The sequence below is a fragment of the Nocardioides daejeonensis genome (assembly GCF_003194585.1).
GTDB classification, from domain to species: Bacteria; Actinomycetota; Actinomycetes; order Propionibacteriales; family Nocardioidaceae; genus Nocardioides; species Nocardioides daejeonensis.
Map to the genome: position 1 here is coordinate 363,936 of NZ_QHKZ01000001.1, position 13,736 is coordinate 377,671.

The window sequence follows — 13,736 nt, forward strand, 5'->3', positions numbered from 1 at the left end:
GGGGCGGACGCAGGTCAGGGAGACGGGGTCAGCCCTGGGCGTTCTCGATGAAGGAGACGGCGTCGCCGACGGTCTTCAGGTTCTTGACCTGGTCGTCGGGGATGGAGACGCCGAACTTCTCCTCGGCAGCGACGACGACCTCGACCATGCTCAGCGAGTCGACGTCGAGGTCGTCCACGAAGGACTTCTCGAGCTGCACGTCGTCGACGGGGATCCCGGCGACCTCGTTGACGATCTCGGCGAGGTCGGCGCGGATCTCTTCGGTGGTGGCCATCAGGCCCTCCTTCATTTCTTCGGTGGTGGTGCTACTTGAGGGGATTCAGGGGACGGTGACGACCTGGGCCGCGTAGGCCAGGCCGGCGCCGAAGGCGATGAGCAGAGCCTTGTCACCGCTGCGTGCCTCGCCTTCCCGGATCATCCGGGCCAGGGCCAGGGGCACCGAGGCCGCGGAGGTGTTGCCTTGGTCGACGATGTCGCGGGCGACGCGCACCCGCTCGGGGAGCTTCATCGCGCGGATCATGGTGTCGGTGATCCTGTTGTTGGCCTGGTGGGGCACGAAGACGTCGAGTTCGTCGGCCGTGATGCCGGCCCGGTCGAGCGCCTCCTGAGCGGTCTTGGCCATGGCGAACGAGGCCCAGCGGAAGACGGCGCTGCCCTCCATGACCAGGTGAGGCATGGCGGTCTCGCCGGAGCTCACGGCGGTCGCCCAGTCGACGTCCTGGCGGATCAGGTCGGACTGCTCGCCGTCGGAGCCCCACACGACCGGCGAGATGCCGGAGACGTCGGACGGCCCGACCAGGGCCGCACCGGCGCCGTCGGCGAAGATGAAGGCCGTGCCGCGGTCGGTCGGGCTGGTGATGTCGCTCAGCTTCTCCACGCCGATCACCAGCACATGGTTCGCGGAGCCGCCGCGGATCAGGTCGGAGGCAAGCGCGACGCCGTGGCAGAAGCCCGCGCAGGCGGCCGAGATGTCGAAGGCGGCGCCCTTCGTGCCGAGCTCGGCTGCGATCAGCGTTGCGGCTGCCGGAGTCTGCAGCAGATGGCTCACCGTGGCGACGATGACGCAGTCGACCTCGGTGCCATCGACACCGGCCACTTTGAGCGCGTCCTGGGCAGCAGCGACCGACATCGAGACGACGGTCTCGTCGTCACCGGCGAAGCCGCGAGTGCGGATTCCGGAGCGCTGCTGGATCCACTCGTCGCTCGAGTCGATCGCCTCGACGATCTCGGAGTTCGGCACCACGCGACGGGGCCGGTAGTCGCCGACGCCGAGGATCCGGGCCTGGCGGGTGCTCATGCCGCGCTCGGGTGCAGGCGCACCAGCGGCTGACCGGGCGAGACCAGGTCGCCGTCCTCGACGAGCCACTCGACCACCGTGCCGCCGTGCGGGGCGAGCACCGGCGTACGGTCGCGGAGGCTGGCCACGGCGCCGAGGGTGGCGTTGGCCTCCAGGACCGAGGCGCCCGCGACGGCGGCGTCGAGGTGCCAGGTGCCCTTGATGGGTGAGACGATCAGGCGCCAGGTCGGCGTGCTGTTGACCGGGCTCGGGTCACCGTGGCGCTCCACGAACGCGCGGGCGTTGTCGAGCTGGTCGGGAGTCTTGAGGGCGAAGGTCTCCACGCCCTTCAGGGCGCGGCGAGCAATGCCGGTGAGGACGCCGGCTGGCGGCATCTCCAAGATGCCGGTCACGCCCAGGTCGCGCATCGTGTCCATGCAGAGGTCCCAGCGCACCGGCTGAGCGATCTGGCCGACGATGCGGCGCAGCACGTCGACGCCGTCGTGGACGACGGCACCGTCCCGGTTGGAGATCACCAGGGTGCGCGGGTCGTGGGTGGAGACCGACCGGGCGAGCTCGGCGACATGCTCCACTGCCGGCGCCATGTGCTCGGTGTGGAAGGCGCCGGCCACGGTGAGTGGGCTCAGTCGGGCCTTGGTAGGCGGCTCGGCGGCAAGGCCGGCCAGCTGCTCCATCGTGCCTGCCGCGACGATCTGGCCGGGGCCGTTGTCGTTGGCGGCGGTGAGGCCGTGCTGGGCGATCGACGCCAGCACCTCTTCACGATCACCCCCGAGGACGGCGGTCATGCCGGTCGGGGTGGCGGCTGCTGCACGCGCCATCGCCAGGCCGCGCTCGCGGACCAGCACCATCGCCTGCTCGGCGGTGATCGCGCGGGCACCGGCCGCGGCGGTCAGCTCCCCGACACTGTGACCGGCGACCGCGCCGACGCGGCCGAACGCATCTGCGGGGTGGGGGAAGAGCTCGAGCGCGGCGACCAGACCGGTGGCTACCAGCAGGGGCTGGGCGATCTCCGTGGCGCGGATCGTCTCGGCATCGGACTCGGTGCCGTGGGTGATCAGGTCGATCCCCGCCACGGTGGAGAGCCACGCGAAGCGCTGACGGAAGACGGGGTCCTCCAGCCACGGCGTGAGGAAACCGGGCGACTGAGCGCCTTGACCGGGAGCGACGATGACGAGCACGTGTCCACTGTGCCTTGTGCAGACTCTCCGACGTGCAGCCGCCACGCACGAAAAGAAGCCCCGAAACTTTGTCGGGTTCCACCAAAAACGGGTTACCGGTCAGTTGCCTGTCCCCAGGAGTTCACCGACGTTCCCCATGTCGTTGCGTGCGCGTGGTGACGGAGCCGCCCCAGGGTGAGTGCGATCGCCATGGTGTGGGCATCGCGGGGATCGCTGGGGGAGAGGCCGGTCAGCTCGGTCACCTGGCGCAGGCGGTAGCGGACCGTGTTGGGGTGGACGAAGAGGGCCCGGCTGGTCGCCTCGACCGACCGGTTCGAGGCGAACCAGGCGTCGAGGGTCTCCAGGAGTGTGCCCCGCGCCTGGTGCAGGACGTCGTAGACACCGGAGACCAGCTGCTCGCGGGCGAGCGGCTCCCCGGCCAGCACTCGCTCGGGCAGCAGGTCGTCGGCGAAGACCGGGCGGGGCGCGGCCGGCCATGTCGCCGCTACCTGCTCGGCAGCGACGGCGGCCAGTGCGGAGCGGTGCGCGGAGTCCAGGCCCGCCGCTCGTGGGCCTACGACGATAGGCCCGTCGGCGAAGTGCGGCACCAGGCACTGGGCGTCGCGCAGCGGATCGGTGACCCCGCCCAGTACCACCACCATCCGCTCGCCCTGCATGGCACACAGGGTGTCGTGACCGTGTGCGCGTGCGCTGCGGCGTACCCGGTGGAAGGTCTCGACGGGCTCGCCCGCAGGGGCAGGGCCCAGCACCACCACGACGTCGCCGGTGCCGGCCCAGCCGAGGGCGCCGGCGCGGCCGAGCATGGTGGGATCCCGGTCGGAGCGGAGCACCGAGTCCACGACGAGCGCCTCCAGCCGGGCGTCCCAGGCACCCCGCAGCTCGGCTGCCCGTGCGTAGACCTCGGCCGTGGCGAAGGCAAGCTCTCGGCCGTAGCGGAGTACGCCGAGGTGCACCAGCTCGGCGCCGGCCGGGTCGAGCACCAGGTCGAGGTGGGTCTCGACGACGTCGATCGTGAGCCGGACCAGCTCGACGGTCTGCTCGAGCGTGACGACGCCGGCCAACGCCCTCGGCGCCACGCCGAAGACGGCGTCGGCGATGCCGGGGTCGGCGGCCGCGCCGACGACATCCTCGGGCTGCTCGCGGAACCACTCGATGAATGCCTTGATGCCGGCCTGGACCACCATGCCCACCCAGGAGCGATCCTCGGCGGAGAGTGCGGCGAACCACGGCTTCTCCGCCTCCATCTGGGTCATAGCGGCGCTGCTGAGGGTTCCCATCGAGCGTAGAAGGACCTGCGCGGCCTCGTCGCGTGGGGAGCTGGCTGGCACGGCCAGAGCCTACGCCGGACACGCCGTCTGCCCGGCCCCGAGTGGGACCAGATGCCAGGAAACCCCGAAAAGTCTGGTCCCATGGGGAAAGATGACCGGGCGGTCAGATATCGAGGGGACTCGACCGCTGGACGCCAGTGAGCCAGGAGGGTGCCATGAGCAGCGAGTTCGAGGTTCAGTACGTCGACCTGCATGGCTATCGTCGTGCCTACGTCAAGGTGGGCAGCGGCCCGGCGCTGCTGCTGATCCACGGGCTCGGGTGCAACCACTCGACCTGGGCTCCGGTGATCGAGACGCTGGCCCGGCGGCACACGGTGATCGTGCCCGACCTGCTCGGTCACGGGGAGTCCGACAAGCCGCGTGCGGACTACTCGATCGCCGCCTACGCCAACGGCATGCGCGACCTGCTCAGCGTGCTCGACATCGACGCCGCCACGATCGTGGGCCACAGCCTCGGTGGTGGTGTGGCGATGCAGTTCGCCTACCAGTTCCCCGAGCGCACCGAGCGACTCGTCCTCGTTGCTGCCGGAGGCCTCGGCCCCGAGGTGACCCCGCTGATCCGCGCGATCACCACGCCCGGCATCCAGCCCCTGCTCGCGCTCGCCGCGCTGCCCGGCATCCGGCACCTGGGCACGGCTGCGCTGCGCGGTCTGGCCAACAAGTCGGTGGCGGCCCTGCGCGACCTCGACGAGATCGCCGACATCGTCGACTCCTTCGCCGACCCGCGGACGCGCACCGCGGTGCGCAACGTGACGCGCTCGGTGGTCGACTGGGGTGGGCAGTACGTCACGATGGCCGACCGCGCGTACCTGGTCGAGGGACTCCCGATCTGCGTGGTCTGGGGACGCGACGACCTGGTGCTGCCGGTCCGGCATGCCAACATCGCTGCCGCGCTCGTGCCGTCGGCGCGGATCGAGATCATGCCCAACTCGGGGCACTTCCCGCACCGTGACCACCCGGAACGCTTCGCGAAGGTCGTCCAGGAGTTCGTGGCGTCCACCCCGCCCGCGCGGCACGACCCCGAGCGTCGGCGTGAGCTGCTGCGCATCGGCGGCGTCGTCGACGCCGAGGCGGCCCGGGCCGGCCGGGCGCCGGTGATCCCGCTGCGCGCGGGCACCGGCGCCTGAGCCGTCAGGCGTCGCCGCCCTCCTGCTTGATCCCGGAGACCGCCGTGGGGTCGTCGATCCGGTACTTGTCGAACGCCTCCTTGACCGTGGCGGCCGGGATCTCACCGGCATCGGCGAGCGCCTGGAGCGCCTGCACCACGACCGACTCCGCGTCGACGTTGAAGAAGCGCCGAGCCGCGGGCCGGGTGTCGGCGAACCCGAAGCCGTCGGTCCCGAGGACCCGGTAGTCGGCCGGGACCCACTTGGCGATCTGCATCGGCACCGCGCACATGAAGTCGGAGACCGCGACGACCGGTCCGGGTACGTCGGCGAGCCGGCGCGACACCCATGCCTCGCGCGGCTGCTCGTCGGGGTGCAGCAGGTTCCAGCTCTCGGCCGCCAGTGCGTCGCGGGCGAGCTCGTTCCACGAGGTGACCGACCAGGTGTCGGCTGCGACGCCCCAGTCCTCGGCCAGCAGCTGCTGGGCCTTCGCCACCCACGGGAACCCCACGCCGGAGGCCATCAGGCTCACCCGCGGCTTCGAGGTGTCGGCGGCTGCCGAGACCTGGTGCATGCCCCGCAGGATTCCCTCGACGTCCACGCCCTCCGGCTCGGCCGGCTGGTCGACCGGCTCGTTGTAGACGGTGAGGTAGAAGATGACGTTCTCCGCCTCGGCGCCGTACATGCGCTCGAGACCCGACTTCATGATGTGGCTGATCTCGTAGGCGAACGCCGGGTCGTAGTGCACGACCGCCGGGTTGGTCGCGGCCAGCAGCGGTGAGTGGCCGTCGGCGTGCTGCAGGCCCTCGCCGGTCAGCGTGGTGCGGCCGGCGGTGGCTCCGATCAGGAATCCTCGGGCCAGCTGGTCGGCCATCGCCCAGATCGAGTCGCCGGTGCGCTGGAACCCGAACATCGAGTAGAAGATGTAGAACGGGATCATGTGCTCGCCGTGGGTGGAGTACGCCGAACCGGCCGCAGTCGCGGAGGCGAGCGCCCCCGCTTCGGAGATGCCCTCGTGCAGCATCTGCCCCTGCGTGGACTCCTTGTAGGCAAGGAGCAGCTTGCGGTCCACGGAGTCGTAGGTCTGGCCCGCGGGGTTGTAGACCTTGGCGGTCGGGAACATCGCGTCCATGCCGAAGGTGCGGTACTCGTCGGGGGCGATCGGCACGATCCGCTGTCCGATGCCCGGGTCCTTCATCCAGTCCTTGAGCAGGCGGACGACGGCCATGGTGGTGGCGATCTTGTTCTTGCCCGAGCCCTGCTTGAGCTCGTCGTAGATCTCGCCGGCGGGCAGGGTCAGGGGCGCTGCCCGGTCGATCCGCTGGGGGATCGAGCCGCCGAGCTGACGCCGCCGCTCCATCATGTACTCGATCTCGGCGGCCTCCGGACCCGGGTGGAAGAACGGTGCCTTGCCGGTCGTCTCGTAGGCCTCGGTGATCTCCTTGTCGCTCATCGGCAGGTAGAGCCGGTCGCGGAACTTGAGCAGATCGGGCAGCTTGAGCTTCTTCATCTGGTGGGTGGCGTTGCGACCCTCCAGAGCCTCGATCGTCCAGCCCTTCACGGTGTGGGCGAGGATCACTGTCGGCTGGCCGACGTGCTTGGTGGCGGCGTCGAAGGCCGCGTAGACCTTGCGGTAGTCATGGCCGCCGCGCGGCAGCTTCTCGATCTGCCGGTCGGTCATGTGCTCGACCATCTTCCGCAGCCGCGGGTCAGGCCCGAAGAAGTGCTCGCGGTTGTAGGCGCCGTCCTCCACCGAGAAGGTCTGGAACGCACCGTCGGGGGTGGTGTTCATCTGGTTGACCAGAACGCCGTCGACGTCGCGGGCGAGCAGGGCATCCCACTCGCGGCCCCAGATGACCTTGATCACGTTCCAGCCGGCGCCGCGGAAGTTGGCCTCCAGCTCCTGGATGATCTTGCCGTTGCCGGTGACCGGCCCGTCGAGCTGCTGCAGGTTGCAGTTGATCACCCAGGTGAGGTTGTCGAGCTCCTCGCGGGCGGCGATCCGGATCGCGCCCAGGGACTCGGGCTCGGCCATCTCGCCGTCGCCCAGGAAGGCCCAGACCCGCTGGTCGGCGGTGTCCTTGATGCCCCGGTTGGCGAGATAGCGGTTGAAGCGGGCCTGGTAGATGGAGTTGATGCCGGTGAGACCCATCGAGACGGTGGGGAACTCCCAGAAGTCGGGCATCAGCCGCGGGTGCGGGTACGACGACAGCCCGGCGTGCGGGCCGTGCTGCACCTCCTGGCGGAAGTTGAGGAGCTGCTCCTCGGTCAGCCGGCCCTCGAGGAAGGCGCGGGCGTAGATGCCGGGGGAGGCGTGGCCCTGGATGAAGACCTGGTCGCCGCCTCCGGGGTGCTCCTTGCCGCGGAAGAAGTGGTTGAAGCCGACCTCGTAGAGGGAGGCGCTGGACTGGTAGGTGGCGATGTGGCCGCCGACCTCGAGACCGGGACGGTTGGCGTCGGAGACCATCACCGCGGCGTTCCAGCGGATGAAGGCGCGGATCCGGCGCTCGACGTCCTCGTCGCCGGGGAACCAGGGCTCCCGCTCCGGGGGGATCGTGTTGATGTAGTCGGTGCTGCGCAGCGCGGGAACGCCGACCTGCCGCTCGCGGGCGCGCTCGAGGAGACGCAGCATCACGTAGCGCGCGCGGTCGCGGCCGCGGTCGTCGATCATCGCGTCGAACGAGTCGATCCAGTCCGAGGTTTCGTCGGGGTCGATGTCCGGCAGCTGGGTGGGGAGGCCCTCATGGATGACGGGAGCCTTCGGTGTACTGAGAGGGGTTGTGGGGTCGCTCACTCCTTCATCGTGGCACGCAGAGTCGCGGTTCGGTATCTACCGTCCAGTAGCGCAGTCTCGCGCGAGGGGTTGCGCATGGCCGGATCCTCCGGTGGACTACGGCCCAGACATCCGCAGTCCCTTCTAAGGAGAGGCACAACCTTGAGTTCCACCCCGGGTGGCGACGTCACCCAGAAGTCCACCCCGCCGACAGATCCGGCAGCGCGTATGGGGTTCGCGCCCGGAATGATCGTCCAGGAGCTCGGCTGGGACAACGACACCGATGACGGCTTGCGGATGGCGATCGAGGATGCCATCGACGCCGACATGGTCGACGGCGACTACGGCAACGTGGTGGATGCGGTCCTGCTGTGGTGGCGCGACGAGGACGGCGACCTGGTCGACGCCCTGGTCGACGCGCTGACCGATCTGACCGGCGGCGGGATCATCTGGCTGCTGACTCCGAAGGTGGGCCGCCCCGGCGCCATCGATCCGGCCGACATCGCCGAAGGTGCACCGGTGGCTGGGCTCAGCCAGACCACCACCGCGGTGGCGAGCAGCGACTGGGCGGCTACCCGCCTGGTCGCGCCCAAGACCACGCACTGAAGAGAAGGAACTCATGGGCAAGATCGGAGCACTGCTGGGCACGGGGGCGACCTCGGCCAAGGTGTTGACCTCAGCGGGCATCGTGCGCCCGTACTCCCCGCTCACCCTCGCGAAGGTGGGCCGGACCGTGCTCGCCTGGGGCACAGGCCCCGCGGGTGGCTTCGCCTCGATGGCGCTGCGCAACCCGGACGGGGTGGCACTGGTCGACGAGCTGGGCTCGCTCACGTTCCATGAGCTGCACGCCCGCAGCAACGCTCTCGCGCACGAGCTCCGCAAGCGTGGCGTGGTCGAGGGCGACGGCGTGGCGATCATGTGCCGCAACCACCGGGGCTTCCTCGACGCGAGCCTCGCGGTCGCCAAGCTCGGTGCCGACGCGCTCTACCTCAACACCGCGTTCGCCGGGCCGCAGCTGGCCGAGGTCATCGCCCGCGAGCGGCCGCGTCTGGTGGTCCACGACGAGGAGTTCACCGGCCTGCTCTCGGCTGCGGAGATCGACCAGAGACTGCTGGCCTGGGTCGACGGTCCGACGACCGCCGACTCGCTCGAGGCCCTGATCACCGTCGGTGACCGTTCGGAGCTCGCCCCGCCCAAACGGCACGGTCGGGTCGTGATCCTCACCTCGGGCACGACCGGCACACCGAAGGGGGCCCCGCGCAGCGAGGCCGGTATCGACGCCGCGGTGGCGCTGCTCTCGCGGCTGCCACTCAAGTACGGCTGGCGTACGCACGTGGCTGCGCCGATGTTCCACACCTGGGGCTACGCGCATCTCGCGCTGGCGATGCTGCTCGGCTCGACCGTGGTGGTCAGCCGGCGCTTCGACCCGGAGGAGGCCCTGCGGGTCACCGAGGAGAACCGCTGCGACTCGCTGGTGGTGATCCCGGTGATGTTGCAGCGGATGCTGCGACTGCCGGCGGAGACGCTCGACCGCTACTCGCTCGACACCCTGAAGGTGACGGCCGCCTCGGGCTCCGCACTCCCCGGTGACCTGGCCTTGGAGTGGATGGACCGCTTCGGCGACAACCTGCACAACATCTACGGCTCCACCGAGGTCGCCTACGCGTCCATCGCGACGCCCGAGGATCTGCGCGCGGCTCCGACGAGCGCCGGGAAGCCGCCGTACGCCACCGTCGTGAAGATCCTCGACGACCACGGCCGCGAGGTGCCGACCGGTGAGGCCGGCCGGATCTTCGTCGGCAACGGGATGCTCTTCGAGGGCTACACGGGGGGCGGCAACAAGGAGATCGTCAGCGGCCTGATGTCCACGGGTGACGTCGGCCGCTTCGACAGCGAGGGTCGTCTCTACGTGGAGGGCCGCGATGACGAGATGATCGTCTCCGGGGGAGAGAACGTCTTCCCCAAGGAGGTCGAGGACTGTCTCTGCCGGCACGACGCGGTCGTGGAGGCGGCAGCGATCGGCGTCGAGGACGACGAGTTCGGCAAGCGTCTGCGAGCGTTCGTGGTGGTGGCCGGCGAGGCGACCGAGGAAGATCTCAAGGACTGGGTACGGGCCAACCTGGCGCGCTACAAGGTACCGCGCGAGATCGCCTTCCTCGACGAGCTGCCGCGCAATGCAACCGGCAAGGTGCTGAAGCGCGAGCTGCACCAGCTCTGAGCAGCGCTCACACCGCTCGGTAGCAGCTCAGCCGCCGGTCCCCGGCATCCCACTGGGCCTGGTTCGGGTAGGTGAACCAGAAGGCGGCCTGCCCCACGAGCGGACGGCACTCGGCAGCCGCCAGCTCCTCCCAGGCTCGGTTGCCGGGATGCTGCTCGCCGGACACCGGCACGCTCGCCGTCCAGTGGAACTGGTGGGGCTGGTCGCAGGTGACGTACGCCGCCTCGTCGCCCTGCTCGGTGCTCACGCAGCGGGTCCACCTCTCCGGCAGATCGCCCCGGAAGACCGGGAGCCCAGCACCCGGCAGCTCGGCCGGGGCGGGGGCCAGGGAGCGGACGTCGCAGCGGAACCACCGTGCGCCGCGGTCGCGCTGCGCCTGGTCGGGCTGGAGCCAGACCCATTCGAGGAAGGCGGCAGGCATGGTGGCCACGTCGAGGCCGGCGGCCTCCGGCAGCGCAGCGGAGCACCGCTGGGCGACCCAGGCCTGGGGTGCCTCCTCGATCTCGGCCGGCAGCACGCCGGAGAGATAGGTCACCGACGTGTGTGGGTCCGAGCACGGCACGGTTGCGGCGGCGTCGGTGGAGCCGCCGGTGAGTCCCGCCGGGAGCCGATGGCAGGCGCCCCGGTTCGGCATGCCGGCCCGGGCGTCGGCGACCGGCTCCGCCCACACCACCGCAGGGCCGACCTGCGCGCGCTCGGAGGCAGGCGCGGGCGCCTGCTCCTGGCAGCCGGTCAGGAGCAGGGTCATCCCCGCGACCATGGCTGGGAGCAGGGTGCGAAGATGACGTTGAGCCATGGACTCCCCAGGGTTCGAGACAACGCAGAGCCTAGCGGCGCCGTACCCCTCAGACAGGACTGACGTGCACACATTGCAGGTGGGAGATCTCGCCCCGGACTTCACGCTGCGTGACCAGTACGGCCAGGACGTGACCCTGTCGTCGTTCCGCGGGTCGAAGGCGGTACTGATCTTCTTCTACCCGTTCGCCTTCTCTGGGGTCTGCCGCGGCGAGCTGAGCCAGATCCAGGATCGGCTTGCGGAGTTCCTCACCTTCGACTCCGAGGTGCTCGCCATCTCCTGCGACCCGACCTATGCGCTGCGTGGCTTCGCCGACGCCGAGGGACTCACGGTGCCGCTGCTGGCCGACTTCTGGCCGCATGGCGAGGTGGCCTCCGCCTACGACGTCTTCGACGACCAGCGCGGTTGCGCTCGTCGTTCCACCTACCTGGTGGACAAGGAGGGACGGATCGCCTGGGCTGTGCACAACGCGATGCCGGACGGGCGGGATCTCGACGAGCATCTCCGGCAACTGCAATCCGTGAGCTGAGCACGTCGCGGGTCGCCGACTGCAATTTCATGCAAAGTTTGACCAAATGGTGGCGACCCGCCACGAGATAGGTCAAGATTCTTCTGTCGCGACCGCTGGTGACCCGAGACTCCAGCGGTCGCGACGTCATTTCGGCACTGATTTCCCATCTCGTTCGCTGCCTGCGTAGGGTGTCGCGTCGTGCCGGGAATCCGGCCCCGCGTCGGTAGCTCAGTGGTAGAGCACCCGGTTTACACCCGGGCGGTCGGCGGTTCGAAACCGTCCCGACGCACCACCCCCCCCTTCTCGTTCTGCAAGGTCGCCGGGCAGGCGAACGACCGTTTGTCGCATACCTGCTGCCGCTGGCGGATCGGCGCGCCGCCGGGGCTGTCCGGTCGTCGGCACCGTTGGCTACGGTGAGCAGGTAGCCGATGAGAGGTTGATCACCCATGCTCGTTCCCTTCTCCGTGTCCGACTTCGTCAACCGCGCCGCGACGGTCTACGGCGACCGCATCGGCGTGATCGACGAGCCCGACCAGCCGGCGCCGTCGCTGGGTTCCCTCACCTACCGCGAGATGCATGAGCGGGCCGCTCGGATGGCGGCGCGACTCGATGAGCTCGGTATCGGGGTGGGTGACCGGGTGGCCGTCGTCTCCCACAACAGTGCGCGTCTGCTCACCGCCTTCTTCGGGGTCGCCGGCTACGGCCGGGTCCTGGTGCCGGTGAACTTCCGGCTCCGTCCCGACGAGGTCGCCTACATCATCGAGCACTCCGGCGCCCGAGTGCTCTACGTCGACCCGGAGCTCGACGAGGCGCTGGCCGAGGTCACCGCCGAGCACCGCTTCGTACTCGGCCACGACGAGGAGCTCTTCGCGCCCGAGGGGGCAGAGCCCAAGGCATGGGAGCCCGACGAGAACGCCACGGCCTGCATCAACTACACCTCGGGCACGACCGCCCGCCCCAAGGGCGTGCAGATCACCCACCGCAACATCTGGGTCAACGCGGTGACCTTCGCGCTGCACGTCGGCCTGACCGACCGTGACGTCATCTTGCACACGCTGCCGATGTTCCACGCCAACGGATGGGGCATGCCCTTCGCCGCGACCGGCCTCGGCATCAAGCACGTCGTGCTCCGCAAGATCGACGGCACCGAGATCCTGCGTCGGGTCCGCGACGAAGGCGTCACCTTCATGTGTGCTGCGCCGGCGGTGGTCGCGAGCGTGCTGGAGGCGGCGCAGAGCTGGGAGGGAGAGATCCCGGGACGCGACAGGGTCCGCATCATCGTGGCGGGCGCGCCACCGCCGACCAAGACGGTTGCTCGGGTGGAGACCGAGCTCGGCTGGGAGTTCATCCAGATCTACGGTCTGACCGAGACCTCGCCCCTGCTGACCATCAACCGCAGCCGCGCGGAGTGGGACGACCTGCCGGTCGAGGAGCGGGCCGGCAAGCTGATCCGCGCCGGGCAGCCCGCGATCGGCGTCACGCTCGCCACCGACCCCGAGGGCGAGGTGCTGGCGCGTTCCAACGTGATCCTCGAGGGCTACTGGCAGCAGCCCGAAGAGACGGCGCGGGCGCTCGACGGCGGCTGGTTCCACACCGGCGACGGCGGTGTGATCGGCGAGGACGGCTACCTGACGATCAGCGACCGCAAGAAGGACGTGATCATCACCGGCGGCGAGAACGTCTCCTCGATCGAGGTGGAGGACGCGCTCTTCTCCCATCCCGCGGTAGCCGAGGTGGCGGTGATCGGCGTCCCCAGCGAGAAGTGGGGAGAGACGATCAAGGCGCTCGTGGTGCTCGCACCGGGAGCCCAGGCGACGGAGGCCGATCTCATCGGCTGGTGCAAGGAGCGGTTGGCGGGCTACAAGGCGCCTACTTCGGTCGAGTTCCGCGACGAGCTGGCGCGCACGGCCACCGGGAAGCTGCAGAAGTTCAAGCTGCGCCAGCCCTACTGGGACGGACGCGACCGACAGGTCAACTGACCAGCGCCGGGCACGCGACGCCGGTGACGAGCCGTGGGTGAGAGCGTTCTCATCCACGGCTCATCGTCTGCTCACCGCGTGTCGCTTGGCTTGTTCTCGCCCAGCAAGGAGGCCGGAGACGGCCGGACGAGAGGAAGCAACATGAAGCGCCTGATCCCCATCACCGGACTCGGACTGGTCGGGCTGGTCGCCCTCGGCGTGGTCGGCATGCAGACCGCGGCGGTAGGCCAGACCGACGACGACTACGCCAAGCGCGACGACGACCAGCCGTCGCTGGTGCTCGTCGACGACAACTACGACGACGATGACGACGACGACACCTACGGCCAGATCAGCCGGGTCACCCAGCACAGCCGCAACAGCGCGGTGAGCCGCGACCACACCCGCAGCAACCGCACCGCGGTGAGCCGCGACCGTGACCTCAGCCGGGCCGACAAGACCCGCGACTGGACCCGGGACGGGGCCGGTGACCGGACTCGTGACCGGACGGCGGGGCACACCAACGACCGGTCCCGCAACGACACCCGCCGCTGACCGGCACCGGAGCGAG

General features: G+C 69.8%; 12 protein-coding genes and 1 tRNA gene. 7 read left to right on the top strand and 6 right to left on the bottom strand.

Translation table 11 applies throughout. The features are described from left to right. Positions 1–28: 28 nt before the first annotated feature. From DNK54_RS01760 to DNK54_RS01775, 4 genes are all read right to left on the bottom strand, one after another. Entirely contained in the window at positions 29–274 is a 246-nt protein-coding gene (locus DNK54_RS01760) for an acyl carrier protein (protein WP_275426240.1), read from the bottom strand. Positions 275–319: 45 nt separating this feature from the next. Further along, positions 320–1,297: a beta-ketoacyl-ACP synthase III gene (locus tag DNK54_RS01765; protein ID WP_110205226.1), complete on the bottom strand. Its 978-nt coding sequence runs from the start codon at positions 1,295–1,297 to the stop codon at positions 320–322. Next, positions 1,294–2,475 (bottom strand): acyltransferase domain-containing protein, encoded by a 1,182-nt coding sequence (locus DNK54_RS01770; protein ID WP_110205227.1) that lies wholly within the window; start codon positions 2,473–2,475, stop codon positions 1,294–1,296. Before DNK54_RS01770 ends, DNK54_RS01765 begins: the two co-directional genes overlap by 4 nt. 92 nt (positions 2,476–2,567) lie before the next feature. Continuing rightward, the gene (locus tag DNK54_RS01775) at positions 2,568–3,728 is read right to left on the bottom strand and encodes a PucR family transcriptional regulator (RefSeq protein ID WP_239459859.1); all 1,161 of its coding nucleotides are present in this window, start codon (positions 3,726–3,728) and stop codon (positions 2,568–2,570) included. A gap of 230 nt (positions 3,729–3,958) precedes the next feature. Between DNK54_RS01775 and DNK54_RS01780 the strand changes: the two genes are divergently transcribed. After that, positions 3,959–4,930: an alpha/beta fold hydrolase gene (locus DNK54_RS01780; RefSeq protein WP_110205229.1), complete on the top strand. Its 972-nt coding sequence runs from the start codon at positions 3,959–3,961 to the stop codon at positions 4,928–4,930. A 4-nt stretch (positions 4,931–4,934) separates the two neighbouring features. Here DNK54_RS01780 and aceE read toward each other — a convergent pair whose 3' ends face one another. Further along, the gene (gene aceE, locus DNK54_RS01785; protein ID WP_110205230.1) at positions 4,935–7,703 is read right to left on the bottom strand and encodes a pyruvate dehydrogenase (acetyl-transferring), homodimeric type; all 2,769 of its coding nucleotides are present in this window, start codon (positions 7,701–7,703) and stop codon (positions 4,935–4,937) included. Positions 7,704–7,844: 141 nt separating this feature from the next. Here aceE and DNK54_RS01790 point away from each other — a divergent pair, with 141 nt between their 5' ends. Both DNK54_RS01790 and DNK54_RS01795 read left to right on the top strand, forming a co-directional pair. Then, entirely contained in the window at positions 7,845–8,288 is a 444-nt protein-coding gene (locus tag DNK54_RS01790) for a DUF3052 domain-containing protein (RefSeq protein WP_275426241.1), read from the top strand. Positions 8,289–8,301: 13 nt separating this feature from the next. Next, positions 8,302–9,900 (top strand): AMP-binding protein, encoded by a 1,599-nt coding sequence (locus DNK54_RS01795; RefSeq protein WP_110205232.1) that lies wholly within the window; start codon positions 8,302–8,304, stop codon positions 9,898–9,900. 7 nt (positions 9,901–9,907) lie between these two features. Here the strand turns inward: DNK54_RS01795 and DNK54_RS01800 are convergent, their stop codons facing one another. Then, positions 9,908–10,648: a septum formation family protein gene (locus DNK54_RS01800; protein ID WP_162602269.1), complete on the bottom strand. Its 741-nt coding sequence runs from the start codon at positions 10,646–10,648 to the stop codon at positions 9,908–9,910. A 127-nt stretch (positions 10,649–10,775) separates the two neighbouring features. Between DNK54_RS01800 and DNK54_RS01805 the strand changes: the two genes are divergently transcribed. The 4 genes from DNK54_RS01805 to DNK54_RS20995 all read left to right on the top strand — a co-directional run bounded on the left by DNK54_RS01805 (position 10,776) and on the right by DNK54_RS20995 (position 13,720). Further along, on the top strand, positions 10,776–11,225 hold the full coding sequence (locus DNK54_RS01805) for a peroxiredoxin (protein ID WP_239459860.1): 450 nt from the start codon (positions 10,776–10,778) through the stop codon (positions 11,223–11,225). A gap of 199 nt (positions 11,226–11,424) precedes the next feature. Beyond that, positions 11,425–11,499, top strand: a tRNA-Val gene (locus tag DNK54_RS01810). A 154-nt stretch (positions 11,500–11,653) separates the two neighbouring features. Further along, on the top strand, positions 11,654–13,186 hold the full coding sequence (locus tag DNK54_RS01815; protein ID WP_110205235.1) for an AMP-binding protein: 1,533 nt from the start codon (positions 11,654–11,656) through the stop codon (positions 13,184–13,186). A gap of 141 nt (positions 13,187–13,327) precedes the next feature. Further along, positions 13,328–13,720, top strand: a complete 393-nt coding sequence (locus tag DNK54_RS20995; protein ID WP_162602271.1) for a hypothetical protein — start codon at positions 13,328–13,330, stop codon at positions 13,718–13,720. The last annotated feature ends 16 nt before the right edge of the window (positions 13,721–13,736 follow it).

Coding starts and splice junctions, on each gene's coding strand:
- DNK54_RS01760 (WP_275426240.1), bottom strand. CDS start 274: ATGGCCACCACCGAAGAGATCCGCGCCGACCTCGCCGAGATCGTCAAC.
- DNK54_RS01765 (WP_110205226.1), bottom strand. CDS start 1,297: ATGAGCACCCGCCAGGCCCGGATCCTCGGCGTCGGCGACTACCGGCCC.
- DNK54_RS01775 (WP_239459859.1), bottom strand. CDS start 3,728: ATGACCCAGATGGAGGCGGAGAAGCCGTGGTTCGCCGCACTCTCCGCC.
- DNK54_RS01780 (WP_110205229.1), top strand. CDS start 3,959: ATGAGCAGCGAGTTCGAGGTTCAGTACGTCGACCTGCATGGCTATCGT.
- DNK54_RS01795 (WP_110205232.1), top strand. CDS start 8,302: ATGGGCAAGATCGGAGCACTGCTGGGCACGGGGGCGACCTCGGCCAAG.
- DNK54_RS01800 (WP_162602269.1), bottom strand. CDS start 10,648: ATGACCCTGCTCCTGACCGGCTGCCAGGAGCAGGCGCCCGCGCCTGCC.
- DNK54_RS01815 (WP_110205235.1), top strand. CDS start 11,654: ATGCTCGTTCCCTTCTCCGTGTCCGACTTCGTCAACCGCGCCGCGACG.
- DNK54_RS20995 (WP_162602271.1), top strand. CDS start 13,328: ATGAAGCGCCTGATCCCCATCACCGGACTCGGACTGGTCGGGCTGGTC.